The sequence below is a fragment of the Alteromonas pelagimontana genome (assembly GCF_002499975.2).
In the GTDB taxonomy this organism is placed as follows: Bacteria; Pseudomonadota; Gammaproteobacteria; order Enterobacterales; family Alteromonadaceae; genus Alteromonas; species Alteromonas pelagimontana.
In genome coordinates, this window is sequence record NZ_CP052766.1 from 2,383,475 (window position 1) to 2,402,120 (window position 18,646).

Genomic DNA, 18,646 nt, shown 5'->3' on the forward strand with positions numbered 1-18,646 from the left:
CACTTAATCATCGAGCTCCCGCGCAAGATAGCCGCGAATTAATTGTAGGAAGGCGTCGCCGTAGCGCTGCATTTTGGTTCGCCCTACGCCGCTTACTTCTAAAAATTCGGCGTCGCTGGTGGGCGTGCGTGATGCCATATCTACCAAAGTGGCATCACTGAATATCACAAAGGGAGGCACCGCATGTTCTTCGGCTAACGCTTTGCGCAAATGCTTAAGCCGTTTGAATAACGCTTTATCATAATTGGCCGGTGCTTTGCTGACTTTTTTGTCAGGCTTAAATTCAAGGCGAGGAACCGCCAGCTTCACTTCCGTATCACTCTTAAGTACCGGTCGGGCTGCTTCTGTCAGACGTAAAGCGGCATTGGCAGTTAAATCTACCCGTATCAGCCCTTTATGAATTAGCTGATTAATAATGTTATGCCAGTAGCTGTCAGCGTGTTCTTTACCTATTCCGTAGGTACTAAGATGCTGGTGTCCGGCTTCCATAATACGTTTAAGCGATTTGCCGCGAAGCACATCAATAACGTGTTGCGTAGCAGCCTGCTGCTCCAGCCTCAGAATACAGGACAGCACCTTTTGCGCCAGTACCAGGCCATCAATAAGCTTGGGCGGGTCCAGACAAATATCGCAGTTACCGCAGGCGGTATCGCTGTATTCAGAAAAATAATTAAGCAGAACCTGACGGCGACAGGTTTGTGCTTCGGCAAATGATTCCATTGCAGCAAATTTTTGCAGTTCAATGGTATTGCGCTCAGTTTTGTCGCCTTGCTCAATCCATTGACGCACCCGCGCGGCATCTTTTTCATCAAACAACAGAAGTGCTTCTGAATCCAGGCCATCACGTCCGGCCCGGCCGGTTTCTTGATAGTAGCTTTCTATACTGCGCGGAACATCATGATGCACCACGTAGCGTACGTTGGATTTATTAATGCCCATACCAAAGGCGACGGTAGCTACCACAATGTCTATCTGATCATTTAAAAAACGCCGCTGTACATATTCACGTTCATCCGGGTCTTTACCAGCATGGTAAGCTTCACAGCGCATACCCAGGCGGTGCAGTTTAGCGCTTAAATCATCGACTTTTGCGCGGCTGTTGCAGTAAATAATTCCGCTGCCGTCTTGTTGTTTAACGTAATCCACCACCTGATCGAAGGCTTTGTACTTCGACATCACCCTGTATCGAATATTAGGCCGGTCGAAACTTCCTTTAAAAACAAAAGGATCGTTTAGCTCAAGTTGCAGCAGAATATCAGCCTGAGTTGCCGCGTCGGCGGTGGCGGTAAGGCCGATAACAGGGATGTGCGGAAATCGCTGCTTGATAATGCCCAGCGCGCGATAATCATGGCGAAAATCGTGGCCCCAATGAGACACGCAGTGCGCTTCATCTACCGCAAATAACGCTACCTGCGTAGCATTCAACAATTGTTGAAACTGGTGTTGTAGCAAACGCTCAGGAGAAACATACAACAATTCGAATTTACCGGCCTGCAAGTCAGCGATGATCTGGTGCTGTTTATCCACATCAAGTGAAGAATTTAAAAACGCTGCCTTCACACCCGCTTCACGAAGCTGTTCTACCTGATCCTGCATTAGTGAAATTAAAGGCGATACCACAATGGCTGTGCCTTCCCGAACCAGGCCGGGTATTTGATAGCACAGCGATTTTCCGCCCCCGGTAGGCAGCAACACCAAAGCGTCGCGGCCTTGAACAACGTGTTGAATGACAGCTTCTTGTCCGGTTCTGAATTCTGAATAACCGAATACACGTGAAAGCACCGATTTTGCTGTCAGTGGTTCGGCGGTGGTATTGGTGTCTTGATTGATAGGTGAAGATGAAATACTCATTGGCAGCGATTTTACGCGCTTTCCGGTTTCGCTTCACGGCAAATCTGCAATAAAGTAAAGAACAGGCTGAAAGGCTAGGTTAGTTAACCCCAATTCGAGATAAGTCGCGCCGCTTAATAACGATCTTTTTGTGCCTGGCATTGTTGCGCTTTCCAGTCATAGCCGGCTATGACGTACGAAATCCCGCCTTGCTATGCACAAAAATCTCGTCATCGAGCCAACATTGGCTTAATAACAATTAATAGCTTTACTTAATATTTAATTGAACAGATTTCTATATTTATACGACACTTCTTATCTCAAGTTGAAGTCAGGCCAAGATCGAAAATTGTTTTTAAACTATAAGTGAAGGTTTCTTAGCCAGAACCTCTGGCTCATGGATGCTCCAGCAGAGCCATCAGGGACGGCTTTACGGCGTTTCGGATAAGAAAATTTTACATATTTTTCACTGCTGATGGTTTTTCGCTCACTCATGCGGTTGTCCTGGAGCCGGGGTTAACTATCATTCCCGCCGTTATAGAAATAACCTCATTGGCAAAACGAAAGTCGCGTCTGCTTCAGTTAGGAACAACAGCGACTAAGAAAGCACTATCGGGCGTATTGCGTTTGGCACACAGACCTATATGCTAAGCGTGCGCTTAAAGGGCGTAGCATTGTAATTAAACCTATCACCTGGAGATGTGTTATGGCTGAACCCTTGCCAGATCTCATAGAAGAACTCGTATCCGATACATCCAGCGATGATCCGGCGGCCATATTAACGACTCTGGCCGGGCAGGATGATGTGTATATTGCTACGTTGCTCGAATCTCTGCCGGTTGAGCGGCGTCTCGCCATATGGGAAGGTATTCCGCGGGATCGTAAGTTGGACGTGCTGGTTGAAATGCGTAGCGACCCGCGGGAAATCCTTATCGACCGCACCCCGCACAACGAATGGGCGGCAATTTTTTCCGATATTGAAGCCGAAGATTTACTGGAGTTGCTTGATTCCTTACCCAATCGATTGGTAGATGTTGCTTATGCTGAACTGGATGCACAGCAACAGGTTTTTTTCCGAGAAGCTACGCAGTTTGGCGATGCCGAGGTAGGTCACTGGGTCAGTCACGAGCTCTTGGTATTGCCACTGAACGCGAAAGTACGGGAAGGCTTGCGTTTAATTCGTCGCAATGTTCCCAGCCACTGTGACACCATTTTTCTTGTGAACCGCTCAGGGCAATTTTCGGCGGCGGTAAGACTTACCCGGGTTTTCGGTGCGCCAGAACATTTACCCTTGGTTGAACTTACAGAAGAAAATATACCGACGTTGAAAGGCCGGGATGAAACCACCAGTAGCTCGTTGCAAGTACAGCGCTCAGGCTATGCTTCACTTCCCGTAGTGGATGATAGCAATAAACTCCTTGGTCGCTTGGATATTACGTCAGCCAGTGAACTGATCAACGAGTTTTACGAGCGTCAGGTCATGGCGTCAGCGGGTATGGATGAAGACGAGGATTTGTTCTCTCCGGTCGCGAAAAGTGCAAAGAATCGTGCACTGTGGCTGGGTATTAATTTGCTTACCGCGTTTCTCGCGTCGTGGTTTATTGGCAGGTTTGAAGCCACACTACAGCAAGTGGTGGCGCTGGCGGTACTGATGCCTGTAGTGGCTAGCATGGGTGGCATCGCCGGTAGCCAAACACTAACATTGATCGTGCGGGGATTGGCGCTAGGGCAGGTTACCAGTGCTAACTTTCGCGCGTTGATGATAAAAGAATTAAAAGTGGGCGGGGTGAATGGTGTAATTTGGGCACTGGTGATTGGCATAGTAGCCTATTTTTGGTTCTCCGATGTGGTGCTGGGAATGGTGATTTGTCTGGCTATCCTTTTCAATATTGTTGCCGCTGCAGTGGCAGGCGTCTTTTTACCGGTAATTCTGGATAAAATGAAAATTGACCCCGCGCTTTCTGGCTCAGTTATTCTTACAACCGTGACGGATATTGTAGGGTTTGTTGCCTTTCTTGGATTGGGAACGCTGTTTTTGCTTTAAAAATTTTTCTAAGGTTACATCTTAAAATTCTACCGAAGCGAGCAGTGTGGTGAGCGCAAAAGCGTTGTGTTCATCGCGTTAAATTATCAGAATACGTCCATCTATTTTTATTTCGGCAGGTGTGTGTTGAACCCAACTCCAACCGACGAGCAAGCGCGCTCTACGCGAATCGGCGTAATGAGCGCGATTGCTGCTTATTCCATGTGGGGCGTTGCGCCCATCTATTTTAAACAATTGCAAATTTTGCCCTCGGCAGAAGTGTTGATGCACCGGGTGGTGTGGTCAGCGCTGATTTTAATTGGATTGATACTCGGCTTCCGCCAACTGCCAAAGGTTAAGGCTGCACTGCGTTCACCTCGAGTCATGCAAATCCTGTTTTTGGCGGGTATTTTACTCGGTGCAAACTGGTTACTTTTTATTTGGGCGATTAATAACGATCATTTGCTCGACGCTAGCCTGGGTTATTACATTAATCCCTTATTCAACGTCTTTCTAGGCCGGCTGTTCCTGGGAGAAAGGCTGCGACCATTGCAGCAGATAGCCGTAGTACTGGCGTTAGCGGGTGTGTTAATGCTGGTTTTTTCTTACGGGCAGGTGCCCTGGATAGCACTGGTGTTAGCCGCAACATTCGGCATCTACGGTTTGTTACGCAAGCAGGTAGCAGTCGATTCGCTGCCCGGGCTTTTCATCGAAACCATCATGCTGCTGCCGCTTGCGATTGGCTACTGGTTATTCTTTGCTTCCTCTCACAGCAACATGACGGCAAATTCTCTACCATTAAACGCAATGCTGATTGCTGCTGGCATTGTTACTACAGCGCCGTTGCTATGCTTTACCGCAGCGGCCAGACGCATCATGTATTCTACATTGGGATTTTTCCAGTACATCGGACCAACTATTATGTTCTTTCTCGCCGTCTACCTTTACGGCGAACCGTTAGAGGAAGGCAGATTAACCACATTCGCCTTTGTCTGGGCGGGGCTGCTATTATTTAGCGCCGACTCGCTGCGGGTATATCGTAACCAACGCAAGCTGCGTTATTCATCCTGATTAGCATCGCATTGTTCATGAAATAGAAGTCACGAATAGCGAAATAAAATCTCTTAGTAATAAAATAAAAGGCGACTGGGGCGAGTCGCTTTTTGTTTAAGGGAATGTCTGAGAAGAGCGAACAGCGGCCATTGGAATAACTAACTTTACTATGTATGCTGCCTTCTAAATTTTCACTATAAGCGTTAGCAGGATAAGAAAACATAACTTAATCAAGCTATTAAGCAAGGAAGATATTCGTTGAATGCATCTAAATTCAAAAAACTAAAGTTGTCCAATAAGTCTATGCTAGGTATTTGCTTTTTGTTATTTAATGCCTTGGTACACGCCGATAATATTGACGATTTTCTTCTTGCGAAGATGAAAGAGAAAGGCATACCAGGCTTACAAGTTTCGGTTATTCAGAACAATCGAGTTGTAAAGGCAGCGAGTTATGGCACCGCTAATGTTCAACATTCAGTCAAGGTCGACGATGATACTGTTTTTAATATTGCATCTATGACGAAAGCATTTACCTGTGTGGCTGTGATGCAATTGGTCGAACAGGGAAAAATTGATCTTGGTGCGACTATTTCAACTTATATGGATGATCTACCAAAGTCATGGCAGCAGATCACCGTTAATCAGATATTGACTCATAGCTCAGGTTTACCAGACTTTATGAATGAACGTTTCCAATTGATTAATAGTGAGGGCGAAGAGCAATCATGGCAGGCTGTGCAACAAAGAAAAATGCTGTTTGAACCGGGAGCTGCATTTCATTATAACCAGACCAATTATCTATTGGCAGGCCAAATTATTCAGAGGGTCAGCGGTAAAAGCTACTCGGATTTGATAATAGAATTTCAGCTAAAAAAAGTTGGCATGATGAGAACAGAAGCCGCAGGATTTGCTCATTTTGAAGGTGTTAACTTGCATCAGGCGAGAGATTACAGACAAAATCAGCAAGGTAATTTGTCTAATGTGCTAACACATTTTCCATCAATTATTCGAGCAGGCGCAGGAATGAGTTCCACAGCGAATGAGTTAGCAAAATGGAGCATAGCCTTACAAAGAGGACTATTTTTTGATAACAAAGATAGTCTTGAAATTTTGTGGCAAGAAGCGCCACTTAGCAGTGACCATTGGGCAAAAGAAAACCCTAATATGCATCCTTATGCTTTGGGCTGGTATAAAGTAAATCGACCATTAAACAAGAAAGTTGTTACCGCTGGCGGGGGTCAGTCAGCTTTGGCTGTCTATCCAGATGATGATATCTCGATTGTACTGTTAACTAATCTTGCAGGTTCAAAACCAGAAAATCTAATGGATGAACTGGCAGAATTTTATCTTGATGACTTTGCTCTATCGCCTGATATTAAATTACTCAAGCAAAAGTTGGAGCAAAAAGGCTATGATAATGCATTAGACCTTGCAAAAAAACTTGTCACTGAGGGACAAATAAATTTTGAGGCTGGCGAGTTACATCATTTTGCAAAATTACTTGTTAAACATAACAAAAAACAACAAGCGAAGACTATTTTTAGCCTCAATAATCAATTATTTTCAAAAGTTATCTTGAATAAAGAGAAACTCGATGAATATGTTGGCGATTATGAATTAGCTGATTTTTCAATAAACGTTAGCCGTAATGCAGATGCGTTGTTTATAACCGCTACAGGCGACACCACATTGCCAATTTTTTCAGTCACTGATAGTCGCTTTGTGTTAAAGCAGATTGACGCCGCAATTACCTTTGTGAAAGATGAAAGTGGATCGGTGAATAAATTGATCTTAAATCTAAATAATCAAGATTTAACAGGAAAGAAAATAAAAAATTAAGTTCAATTATTTGTTACTTCTAAATGGAAGTATCAAAAAGCTATGGTGCTCAACAGCAACTTCTACCATCCGCTTCTGGCACCCTCCGGCCTTTGGGAAGGCTTCGTAAGGCAGCATCGAGCGAAGAGCAATCGTTGATTAGCAGCCTCGTGATAGGCTGCTCTAGACAAGCAGCGGTCATTCAGTTAATCCAATCCGAAGATCTGACTCTCATGCCCTTCCTGCCTCACTCAACTGTATCTTCCAGCAACAGTAGAGTTTGGTAGCATACTCAACAAACTTTAAATGACTAAACTGTAGATGCTCAAACCCAGATAATTTTCCCGTTTCTTAACCAAAAGTGTGATTTACACCCTCCTTTGAGCCAAACAGAGGGGTGAAGTGTGGGCTTACCCTCTTTGCTGATATTGATAGACCAGTTAGGATTAGCCTCTTCGATGAGCAATAACTCTAACCGTTTTCCACAGCCGCAGGGACAACGAAAGGCCACGGCCCAATCTTCGTTGTCTTCTCGAGCCAGCACCAAATTGCGTCGTGGTAGTTTCTGCGGTGGCGTATCAGCCTCAACGATGGTGATCCGTCGCGCGGGAAGGAGCCTATCTACCTGTATTAGTATCCAATTGGTCCATTTCATGTGTTCGCCTCGCTGACGGCAAAACGCGGCATACCTAGCAGGGGCTCGATTAAACCACGGCCAAGGTATGGGTTTGGCACGCAGCTAAAGTCCGTTTCACCCATAAACTCCTCTTCACCAGCTGCCAATGAAAATTGTGTACGTGCCCGTTTGGCGTTTGGTTCCTGGCGAAAGGGGTATGCGCGCGCAATAAACTCCATGACGCAGTCACTGGCAGCACGCATATTTAGAGAAATAACCGATGGAGCTTCTTCGGCGACATCTTTGATATACCCTTCTGCTACTTGTTTCGTCAACTCATTTGGGGCCACTTGTTGCAAGTATTCCCGGCGCAGAGCTTCTGCAGTATAGACCCCGCGATCCGCCAAGGTGCTGCCACCAGGCTTCACATAGTCCACCCGCCCGCATACATCGCCAACAGCGATTCCTCCAGAAATCTGACGTGTTGGGATAGTAACTGCCACATCAAATAGTGGCTGCAGAAACGCTGCAGCAATGCGGTCACACACTTGCCGTCCTTCAAAGCTGTCAACACAACAAAATAGCACGTCACCTCCGCCCGCTAGCTCAATGGCTTCGCGGGTAGCAACGCTGGCTTTAAGTGTAAGCACTTCGATGTCGTCGCGGTATGTTGGAATGGCCGCCGCAAATCTCGCTACTTTGGCTGTGCTGTTCCGGGCATCGTCCAAAGTGGCGTTGAGGATACGGTTGAGGTTCTTGAATTCAATTTCATCAAAATCGATCAGGATCAATCGGCCAAAGCCTAGACGAGCAAGCTGTTCTACCACGATGGATCCAGTACCGGATACTCCAACCACACAAGCGGTGAAGTGCTTTAGGTGACGACCCATTTCGGTTGAGAAGGCCATAGGGGTAGGTAGCAAACTACCTTGCTCAGACGCTTGCCAGGTTAGTAACTCATCGCTAGCAAGGTGCACAGCGCTAACAGGTGTAATCATCAGTTGGTGATCATAGAGCCGAGCGCAAATGGCACCGTCCGATGTCATGATGGCCGAGCCATGTCGGGTCAAATGCGATTCGCTGGCCTCGAATAGCGCGGGCATGACTTCTCGATCACTGTCATCGTCAATGGCTGAGAACGCCAAGAGGCCGCCAGGATGTGAGTGTATCAGCACTACAGACAGGGCATGAGCCTCTGCTAGGTCAATGGCTTCCTCGATGGCGGTGCCAGGCCAGCTGATGCGATCAGGCGAGCGTTCACTACAATCGACGTATTCAACCAGCAGAATCTGATTGACCACATAGCGATGTGCGGCGCTTTGGGCACAGAGAACAATAGCGGCGGCCTCCAGACCGTCGCCGGGGAAAAGGTGCTCGCGCAGTTTGGCATGATGAGCCTCACTGATCGCCAATTTGATGGGCTGATTAATTGTTGTACTCATTTTACCACCTCCCGCAACAGAGATTCTTCCACAACAGCCAAGTGCGTTATTACGCTGTCCGTTAGGGGATTCCATCGTGTGACGCCATTAAGATGGCGGCTCCAGCGCTGGTAGACCTTACCAAGAATGTTTTCCCGGCATTCAGTCTGAGGAATGTTGCCACCAACAGCCAACGTCAGGACAGGATGAACAAAGAACATATCGAGCATTGCGTCCGGGTAAGCAGTGGGAATTTCTATGGCAAGATCTACCTGTTCACAGTTATAACCACTCGGCAAGGAGTGATTGTGAATGATTAACCAACGCCGTGTCCCAACCAGGCGAGTCTCCCAATTGAGCCCCAGGTGATTTAAATACGCAACATCTTGGTCTAGCAGGGTAAATTCAAAGGCGGGGGCGGGAGTAGTTGTCGCCTCGCCATTGTTGATTTCTGCCGGGGTAAGGCGGAGCTTTTCGATACCCGGTTTCCGCAGGTCAATGATATCGCTCATCTCGATGACTTGCTTAGGCTCGCCCTTCACCTTGAGCACCAAAATCCAGCCTTTGTCTGGGTTAAAGCCGGCTGCCTTGAGTGCATCGCTGGCAACAATCGTCGGTTGTTCGACGTTTACAATAACGCCCTGTACGTTTAGCTTCCAGATTTTGAGTTGAGTGTATAGTTTTTCGAGACCCGGCTCATCCAAATCCACGCAGTCCCCATCGGCAAGAAGCTGATCTGTCTGGTTACGGCGCTCCAACCAAATATCTAGATCCTCGGCAATACCGCCAACCTGGCGCAGCACATCCTCAGAAATCTGAGCCTGTCCCCAGGGAAAACGCTGTCCATCTAAGGCAACATAGAAAAGACGATCGCTATCGAAAGCAAAAAACTGTTCAACGCCACGTTGGTACACGTCAACCGTGTCATCGAGGCCTACCGCTTCGAGCTTACCCTTATCGTCAAACAGTAACAGCAGGTGGTTTTCAACGGGGGTTTTGCCTGCTGCACCCAGAATTTGGCGACCGGTGGGAACCGGATCGTCAATTTCGACCAGAGTGCCCAGCCCGTTAGGATCAAGCACCTGTATCAGGTAGTGGTCTGCAACAGGCAATGGGCGGCCCTCTTGACGACAAAGGGCTATGTTTTCGCGCTCAACACGCGCTTTATTGGGGGACGTAACATCGTTCATAATCGAATAATCTCTTGATGGCTTGCCGCGACATGCGGTTTCTTAGCCGTTCAAGGGGTTAATCGAAGCGAAACGTCTCGACCGGAAAGCTTAATCTACTTTTTTATACAAATTTTTCCTGCAGGGACTTTGCCGCAGATGAAAAAGCTGGGGCAGCGGGGGCAAGTGCGATTTTCAGGCTTAGCAGGAAACTGCCCCTGGGCGATAGCCCCCATGGCTGATTGGGTTTTGCTCAGGCGCGCGGATTTTTTGCGGTCGGTCACCGCGACCTGCTCCTGGGTTTCGCCAGCCAAGTGCACGGCCTCCACTCGAGTGCCATGCCCAAATTTACGTTCTGCCGCTTCAAGCAATAGCGTGTATTCAAGGCGGTCAAATTCATCGTTGCCTTTTTTGCCGGACTTGATGCGCCGAATGCTGTACTTGCCGTCTGTATCGAGTGTCATTTCATCGGGTAATACACTAATCTCGCCCTCAGGAAAAGACACTTGCAGTACCTCTGGCTTGATCAACTGACGCCCCTGTCGGGTCTCGATTAGGTATTGCACAAGGCGTTCCCCGATGCGGCGATAGTCCTCTGAGTAGCCATGATCCACAGGTCCCCGGTTGAGCCACGACTGTGTAAATTGAGCCTCCAGTTCACTAGCACTTGGCGTGGATTCGCTGTGCTTCTGTCCCAACCAATCCAGCACATCGTACACCGCACTGTGCATTTGCATGAAAGCACTCTCGGTACGTTTACCCGCCAAGGCCAAAGCGTGGGTGTAGAGAAACCGCCGGGGGCAGCGGTCATACAAACTGAGCTGTTTTTCGCTAATCAGCAGTGCTTCTTCATCGAGGCTTAAGATCTCGGGTTCCACTGGGTTGATACTGAGCCGAGCAGGATTGTTCTGCTGCTGGATAACAGAGGCAATACGGTCGATGTATTTTGATCGACTGCGTTTTGTTTTTCCATCGCTTTGTACAGAGGAGGCATAAAGCAACAACTCATTTTGTGCCCGTGAAGTGGCCACAAAGAACTTACACTCTTCCTCTTCCTCGTGCCCGGCCTTAATAGCCTCAAGCCCCGTTAAACCCTCTGCTCCTTCGAGCAGTCCATCGGGGGGTACGCAGCGCGGCGGCCTGTTGCTACCCGGCAATCCTGTGGAGATCATTCCAGGGAGGTGCACCACCTTGAATTCCAAACCTTTGCTGGCATGTATAGTCATTAAGCGAACGCCATTGATGCTTTGCGTCGCCTGAGGGAGTTGACGCATTTCGCGGTCTTCGGAGAGCAGCACAATGCGGCGAATGCGCGACAGCAGCCTATCAACTGGCAATCCGCTGCTATTGATGGGCTTGCGGGCAAAGTTCAAAAGTTGCCATAGAGCGATTCCCTTCAATTGGCCTTGTAGGTCATTGGCCATGGCCGACTGCTTTGCCCAGCCCAATCGATCAATGACAAGGCTTGCCAACACCGGCCAGGGGTTGGCATTAGTGGGAACATCGCTCAAAGCCGCCGATAGACGTTTGAGACTTTTGCTGGCTTGTTCATCTAAACCGGGCACATCATCTATCAGTGCTCCCCAACCCAAGGGATCGGGATCAGCTTCGCGCAGGTGTTGCTGTAACGCAGTAATGTGTTCTAAGTGAACTGTGTAACCGGGAAGTGTCGCCGCCCGCACCAAGCCAGTAGCTCGCCGGTCGGTCACTAACGACAGCAATGACAACAGATCCTTAATTTCTTCACGTTCGAACAGGCTGCCTAAATACAACACCGGCAGGCCGAGGGCTTCAAGACTGGCAGCGATTTCGCTCAAGCGGTTGTTGGAAGTACAGAGTATCGCCTGATCTTTGTATTCGACACCCTGACTTTTCTTCTCCATTATCGCTGCAGCGAGTACCGCAATTTCGTCATCAGGGGTGGTAGCCACACGTAATTCAGGCCGTTTTCCCAATGAGCCATGATGAGCTTGGAGCTGCAAAGGTAAAGCCCCTTGAGAGGCTCTCATGTTCGTCGAAAAGTGTCGGTAGAGATCGACAATTTCACTCGAGGAGCGGTAATTTATATCCAGTCCCGCTACTTGTGCACCGGGAAAGTCCTCAGTAAATCGCTTCATATTGATCGAGGAAGCGCCTCGAAAACGGTAGATGGATTGGCGCGAATCTCCGACGACCCAAAGCTGTTTGCCTTCTCCCGCAATGGCCTTAATCAAGCGCACTGAGGCGCGGTTAACATCCTGGTACTCGTCCACTAAAATGTGTTTGTGGCGTGATGCGAGCAGTTGTTGAACTTCTGGCTCTGATTCCACCAAACGCACAGGAAGTGAAACTAGATCGCCAAAATCAACGCTGTCGGTACGTTGCAACAAAGTCTCATAAACTTGATATAACTCAGCTACATCAAGACATTTTTCAGCGCGTTCACGCTGCTTATCAGCAACGTCGCCAGGCGGTAACTCTCGAGAAGTATCAAGCATAGCCGCTGTTAATGCTCGATATTCAGTGGCATTCACGACTTCGTCCTTCGCTCGCGAGATGGCCGAGAGCATGTCGCCCAAATCCAGGGTTGGATCGTAGAGATTGCGAAAGTGCGTGAGTGGAAGCCGTGCTATTTCATCTTCAAGCAGTTCAATAGCTTCGTAGCGCGAAATCACCTTAGGGTTTTCAGATAATCCCAACCGGTCATGAAAGCGGTGCACAATATCCAGTCCGAAAGAGTGGAAGGTACCCAACCATAGTGTCGCCACTGCCTCTGGGAACCTAGCGGCTATGCGCTCGCGCAACTCGCCAGCGGCCTTGTTGGAAAAGGTCAACACCAAGATAGCCCCAGGATCTACCCCTTCTTCCAGCAAAGACTCAATGCGATGCACCAGAGTGCGAGTTTTACCGGTGCCCGGCCCCGCTTGGAGTTGAAAGGCACTGCCACGGTGTAAAGCGGCGTTGCGTTGGGAAGCATCCAAACCGACCGGTGTAGCTGCGGACTCTGTGAGTGGTGGCGAAATGGGAGGCAGCAGCAGCGCATCAAGCAGCTGCTGTTGAATCACACTCAACGGAGCTTTTAATCGACCAGCGATTTCCTCAGAAGACAACTGTTCGTCTATGTGCCAGCATCTTGCCACACTGCGCGGCAGCAGCAATTCGCGAGCAAAAAGATCCATAACGATCTCGCGCCGCTCGTGGCTGCCATAGTCAACCACTCGATCGGCACCAACGGCAGGTGCTTCGGCAGAACGGTCGGGATCGATTTCCTCAGCAAGGTCATTCTGTGCAGGACCTTCTAACTCCAAATGGCCAATCTCATGAGCGATTAAAAAGGCTTTGTCAAAATCACTGCCCACGTCTTCGTAGAGAATCATCCCTGCTTGGCTGTCGTAGAGGGCTCTCCCACCTTTAAGCTGGGGATCTCCCTGGGCAAGTGGATAAACATCTATTCCGCGCCGCTCTGCCTCATCCGTGACAAAAGACAACAACGCACTGGTATCACTGCCCCGAGCACAAGCTGCCTGATGCAGCTCAGCCGCCTTTTGTCGAGCCGCTTCGATGGCGTCCATATTACTAGTCCTTCATGTCCCTCAATACTGCTTGTTGTGCTTCGCTTAATGCAGAACTTGTCAGCGCCTCTTCAAAAGTGATTTTGTCACCCGCCTCAGGCTTCCCCGAAGCCTTGTGCTTCAGACCTGAAGCAACAATAGGTGGGGCCTCTAAGGCGCTTATCAGCCCCTCAAGTGGCATTGTCAGTGCCTGTGCAACTGCGGACAAGAATCGCTCGGGAATAGTGGTCACCTGGATAGAACAATCTCTTAAGCGGGATAAGAACAGGCGGTTAACATTCAACTCACTGGCAAGTTCACGAAAACGCTCATCGCTTAGATTTGACAGAGGATTACCTATTGGTCGCGAAGTTGTCGAGGCGGGGTCGGTAGGACTCAACAAGGATTGAAATTTGGACCACGCCTGTCTGGACTTGTCGCCTGGAAGCTTCTCGGCAGCCACTTCATCAAACTTCGGAGCCGTAAAAATCTCAATGGACAGATCAATGAGCGCTTCGCGATACTGGGGATAGCTCTTCAGATAGCTCGCCAAGGTGTCAGTATTGGGGTTCGATTCTGCTGAGAACGCGTGTAATACGTCTTCTTTTGACGCTTTAGATGTAATGTTCATTGTAGCTCCTCCGCCTGCAACACGACTCGCAGTTTTTCGATAGCACGATTTAACCGGTTACGCACCGTTCTTTCCGTGCATTCTAATACTTTCGCAATGGTCTCGACTTCCGGGTCTTGTGACTCGATCGGCATTCCCTGCCACCGCAACCCAAATGCACGTCGTTCATCCTCCGGTAGTTCATTAATCGCGTCCACTAGCCGCGACCGGAAAGCGACATCGTCTATTATTGACGGATTTGGATTAATAAATTCAGCAGCGGCAATATCAACTTCGTGACTGACTTCCTCCCCGTTGTCGCTCTCCTCCGTCAATGGTCTAGCATTGTTCAGGGGATCAGTTTTGCGGGCTGGGCCATGTTTTCTCAATACATCCGTACGCAATTTGCTCAGAGCGTCATTAAAATTGACCTCCCAATAGTACATTTTTTCCTCCTGAGAGCCTCGATCCTTCGCAATCATTTCTATGATCTGCTCGGAAAGCTCTTCTCGGATAGATGCGGCGTGATCAATCCAGGCACCAGACACTACTTTCTGCAACACGACTTCAAGCCGTCCATAAAAGGTGCAAAAAATAGGCTCTAGGTACTTTGGGCCCAACTCTAGCTCAGTGTGACGCAGAAAGTAAATTAACACTTCAAACGGCACAGCATGCTGGGTGCATGTTAGACGTTCCACCAACTGACCGGGTGCGAGATCATCCAGTGCGCTTAGCGCCTGTTCAATTTCAGCGCGCCGGTGGTAAGGCTCACCTTCTCGCGTTGTTTTCTTTAGCGGTATTACCATCCTTGAATTTCTCTTAATATCTAATCATGTACATAACAAATTTATTATCTCTTGATATTTCTTTATTCGTAAATGGGAAATTCTAGGGATAGCGTCAATAATGCCCATTTTAGGTCGAAAATCGACTATATCTAGCTCAAATCTTTAACCTACTCGCTGTTGCTGAAAAGGTACAGTTTTAAATGTTTTTTGGAAAGTTAAGGGTGATAAAGGCTCAACGGAATACCGAAGCGAAAGTCAGCAATTCGCTCATTGATACCCTTAAAAACGTAATGAGCCAACGACCGCTGTACGTACTGAGCTGCCCTACAGAGAGCCTTGATGGGCATCAAAAGACAAAGAGCGGACGTCCAATGATGTGATATCTGCTTATTGCTTTTGTTATAAGTTGATATCGGAATTTATTGGCAGTCTTTGATTTTAAGAAGATAACCTGGACCAGTCTATTTTGTCCTTATAGCTTTGTGGTTGCTGATCAATCGATTGCATTACTTTTTCAAGTATCGTAGCTGCCGAGGTGCCTTTCTCTCGTTCTTGAGCAATCAAAATTTCATTTCGTTTAAGCAATGATTCGTTCTGGCTAGCAAAGAGAACTTCACTTGCATCAGTTACTGGCTGACCAGTTCTAGTGTATGTTGCTCCGTTACCTGTAGCCGGATTCAAACTAGAGATATCGATTAAAGGGTTATTAAGTCCGTATGTAAAAGCCGCAAGCATTTCTTCGGCTTTTTGATTGCTTTGATTGGCTACTTGCATCACAAAACTATTCGAAAACTCTCTGCCTTTTTCCTTCGCAGCCAGATCTAGCGCTGGCTTTGAAAGTATGACTGTATCTCCTTGGCTTGTAGGCGCTTCATCAACGACATTTTGGGGCTTTGTTTCAGACTGCTTATATGTTTGTATGGGAGACGTTGCGTAACTGGATGATATGAGCATAATTTTGCCGAACTATTAATTGATGATAATAAAGAGCAATTCTTAGACCAAAACTGAACAGTATTCATTTCAGAAAAGTGCATTTTTCTTCAATAACAGATAGCTTAAAGGTTATGATTATGAGGCTTTCATCCGACTTACCACCATTAAACTACTGATAACTTAATACGGCTTTACCGGAACTGTAATAAGGCTATTTGTGCAAAACTAGCTTTGTTCGCGCGGTTTAACCGAAGAGACGCTTTTAGATTCTTGAAGTTATCCAACTGATTAACGTCGAGGCAATACTTTTCCGTTTGACGGCAGGCATTGTCCTTCTGAGATTCGATAGCTCCCTCGACCCTATTGTTTGATGTTTCGCACCTGAACGACCGCAATACGTACAAAGCAGACACTTAAAACTGCCAAATAACCAGAATTCTCGGTATTATTCTGATATTTCCTTACCAAAACACGCTACTGTTGTATCGCCAGAGTCTTGAGAGTCCGCGACAACCCCCCTCCCAACTCACAACGCTATTCTCTTGACCTAGAACACCTCGGCAACCCGAATTCTTGACCAAATTTAACTTAAGCCTGCTCCAGTTTCGCGTATGCCAGTACTAGCCATTTGCTACCAAAGTCGTCAAAGTTAACCTGCACCCGGGCGTGATCGCCAGAGCCTTCGTAGTTGAGCACAATACCCTCGCCGAACTTTCTATGCGCCACGCGCTGGCCGAGGGTGAACCCGCTGTTTTCAAATGCTTCATGGGATGTTGCGCGACTAAAACGATTGTGCACGGGGCGGGAGATAGTAGATTTTAGCCTGACCTCTTCTACACATTCAGCGGGAATTTCACGAATAAAGCGCGACGCGGTGTGGTATTTATCCTGTCCATACACCCGGCGGCTCTCTGCATAGGTGATGAACAGCTTCTTCATAGCGCGTGTCATCCCCACGTAGCAAAGCCGCCTTTCTTCTTCCATTCGGCCAGGTTCATCATTGGTCATCTGGCTGGGGAACATGCCTTCTTCCACACCAGCCAAAAATACTAAAGGAAATTCCAGCCCTTTGGCAGTGTGGATGGTCATCATTTGCACCGCATCTTGATTCGTTTGCGCCTGGGTTTCACCCGCTTCCAGTGAAGCATGGGCTAAAAAGGCTGCCAAAGCCGTCATTTCTTCCGCTTCTTCCGGCACCACGTATTGTTTACAGGCGGTAACCAGTTCTTCCAGGTTTTCCAGCCGAGCCTGGGCCTTCTCGCCTTTTTCAGCTTGATACATGGCATACAAGCCAGATTTTTTTATCGTTGTATCGGCTTGTTCTTCCAGCGGATAATCCTGCACTTGTTGCTCTAGCTCGCTAACTAATGTAGTGAAACTCTGTAACGCATTAGCAGCACGTCCTTTAAGGGCATTTTCATTCAGCAGCCAGTGACTCGCTTGCCATAAGGAACAATTATGCTGGCGCGCGGCTTCTCTTACCTGCATTAGGGTTTTTTCACCAATTCCGCGGCTTGGCGTATTGACCACCCGCTCAAAAGCCGCATCATCGTGGGGGTGATTAATCATGCGCAGATAACCTAACGCATCTTTAATTTCCTGTCGTTCGAAGAAGCGCAGGCCGCCGTATATCCGATACGCGATGCTTTCGTGCAATAAGGCCTCTTCCAGCACCCGTGACTGAGCATTATTGCGATACAAAATGGCACTTTCTGCCAGTGCGTTTCCTTGCTGTAACCAGTTTTTAATCTGCGAAACAATAAAGCGCGCTTCGTCTAGTTCATTAAAACCGGCATACACCGAGATTAATTCGCCGTCGCTACCGTCAGTCCACAGTTCTTTACCCAAACGTCCGGAATTGTTGTCAATTACTGCATTTGCCGCTTTTAGAATGGTGGCAGTGGAACGGTAATTCTGCTCCAGCCGAATAGTGGCTGGCGCAGGAAAATCTTTTAAGAAATGATGAATGTTATCTACATTCGCGCCGCGCCAGCCATAAATTGACTGATCGTCATCGCCCACGATCATAATGTTGTTGTTCGCACCGGTACATAACATACGTAACCAGGAATACTGAATATTGTTGGTGTCCTGAAACTCGTCCACCAGTACCGCGCGAAAACGCTTCTGATAATGCGCTAACACTTCCGGATTTTTCGCCCATAGCTCGTGAGCCCTAAGCAATAATTCTGCAAAATCTACCAACCCGGAACGATCGCAGGCTTCCTGATAGGCGGCGTAAATATCCCGCATTTTCTGCTGTGTGTGATCGCCATGAGTTTCTATATGCTGCGGGCGCAAGCCTTCATCTTTATTGCCGTTGATGTACCACTGGATCGGGCGGGGAGCCCAATGTTTTTCGTCCAGATTCATGGCGCGTAGAATTCGGCGTATCAGCCGGTATTGATCATCGGAGTCCAGAATCTGGAAGTTTTCTGGCAGGCCCGCTTCAGCATGATGACTGCGTAACAGCCGGTGAGCCAGGCCGTGAAACGTACCAATCCACATATTGTGTAAACCACGACCCATCAAGGATTCGATTCGGCCGCGCATTTCCCGTGCAGCTTTATTGGTAAAAGTTACCGCCAGAATGGAAAACGGGGCAATGTTTTCCACTTCCATCAGCCAGGCGATACGGTGCACCAGTACCCGGGTTTTTCCACTACCAGCACCAGCTAATACCAGCATATTTGAGAGTGGCGCCGCGACAGCTTCACGTTGTTTGTCGTTTAAGTCGTCAAGCAGTAGGGATACATCCATAATGTTTGGTTACCTGTCTTATCATTATTAAAAAGCTAAGGCGATTTGAGCGTAAATGTAACGCTGCGTACAATATTTTTAAGAATTTATCG

At 48.0% G+C, this 18,646-nt stretch carries 12 protein-coding genes; 3 read left to right on the forward strand and 9 right to left on the reverse strand.

Features of this window, described 5'->3' with window-relative positions; all coding sequences use genetic code 11:
* Positions 1–3 precede the first annotated feature (3 nt).
* Positions 4–1,851, reverse strand: a complete 1,848-nt coding sequence (gene recQ, locus CA267_RS10585) for a DNA helicase RecQ (RefSeq protein WP_075607513.1) — start codon at positions 1,849–1,851, stop codon at positions 4–6.
* 685 nt (positions 1,852–2,536) lie between these two features.
* Here recQ and CA267_RS10590 point away from each other — a divergent pair.
* The 3 genes from CA267_RS10590 to CA267_RS10600 all read left to right on the forward strand — a co-directional run bounded on the left by CA267_RS10590 (position 2,537) and on the right by CA267_RS10600 (position 6,745).
* Positions 2,537–3,874: a magnesium transporter gene (locus tag CA267_RS10590; protein WP_075607512.1), complete on the forward strand. Its 1,338-nt coding sequence runs from the start codon at positions 2,537–2,539 to the stop codon at positions 3,872–3,874.
* Positions 3,875–4,051: 177 nt separating this feature from the next.
* Positions 4,052–4,924 carry an EamA family transporter RarD gene (rarD, locus tag CA267_RS10595; protein WP_075609898.1) on the forward strand — a complete coding sequence of 291 codons (873 nt, stop codon included), beginning with the start codon at positions 4,052–4,054 and terminating at the stop codon, positions 4,922–4,924.
* A gap of 240 nt (positions 4,925–5,164) precedes the next feature.
* Positions 5,165–6,745, forward strand: a complete 1,581-nt coding sequence (locus CA267_RS10600; protein ID WP_075607511.1) for a serine hydrolase — start codon at positions 5,165–5,167, stop codon at positions 6,743–6,745.
* Positions 6,746–7,049: 304 nt separating this feature from the next.
* Here CA267_RS10600 and CA267_RS10605 read toward each other — a convergent pair whose 3' ends face one another.
* The 8 genes from CA267_RS10605 to uvrD all read right to left on the reverse strand — a co-directional run bounded on the left by CA267_RS10605 (position 7,050) and on the right by uvrD (position 18,554).
* The gene (locus tag CA267_RS10605) at positions 7,050–7,379 is read right to left on the reverse strand and encodes a DUF6527 family protein (protein WP_075607510.1); all 330 of its coding nucleotides are present in this window, start codon (positions 7,377–7,379) and stop codon (positions 7,050–7,052) included.
* Positions 7,376–8,857 carry a ThiF family adenylyltransferase gene (locus tag CA267_RS10610; protein ID WP_217358029.1) on the reverse strand — a complete coding sequence of 494 codons (1,482 nt, stop codon included), beginning with the start codon at positions 8,855–8,857 and terminating at the stop codon, positions 7,376–7,378. Before CA267_RS10610 ends, CA267_RS10605 begins: the two co-directional genes overlap by 4 nt.
* Positions 8,779–9,951 (reverse strand): multiubiquitin domain-containing protein, encoded by a 1,173-nt coding sequence (locus CA267_RS10615; protein WP_083638201.1) that lies wholly within the window; start codon positions 9,949–9,951, stop codon positions 8,779–8,781. Before CA267_RS10615 ends, CA267_RS10610 begins: the two co-directional genes overlap by 79 nt.
* A 95-nt stretch (positions 9,952–10,046) precedes the next feature.
* Positions 10,047–13,481, reverse strand: a complete 3,435-nt coding sequence (locus CA267_RS10620) for an ATP-dependent helicase (protein WP_075607508.1) — start codon at positions 13,479–13,481, stop codon at positions 10,047–10,049.
* A 4-nt stretch (positions 13,482–13,485) separates the two neighbouring features.
* Positions 13,486–14,091, reverse strand: a complete 606-nt coding sequence (locus tag CA267_RS10625) for a hypothetical protein (protein WP_075607507.1) — start codon at positions 14,089–14,091, stop codon at positions 13,486–13,488.
* Positions 14,088–14,876 carry an RNA polymerase sigma factor gene (locus CA267_RS10630; protein ID WP_075607506.1) on the reverse strand — a complete coding sequence of 263 codons (789 nt, stop codon included), beginning with the start codon at positions 14,874–14,876 and terminating at the stop codon, positions 14,088–14,090. The genes CA267_RS10625 and CA267_RS10630 overlap by 4 nt, the downstream gene beginning before the upstream one ends.
* Positions 14,877–15,296: 420 nt before the next feature.
* Entirely contained in the window at positions 15,297–15,812 is a 516-nt protein-coding gene (locus tag CA267_RS10635) for a hypothetical protein (protein ID WP_075607504.1), read from the reverse strand.
* A 570-nt stretch (positions 15,813–16,382) separates the two neighbouring features.
* On the reverse strand, positions 16,383–18,554 hold the full coding sequence (uvrD, locus tag CA267_RS10640) for a DNA helicase II (RefSeq protein WP_075607503.1): 2,172 nt from the start codon (positions 18,552–18,554) through the stop codon (positions 16,383–16,385).
* Positions 18,555–18,646 lie beyond the last annotated feature (92 nt).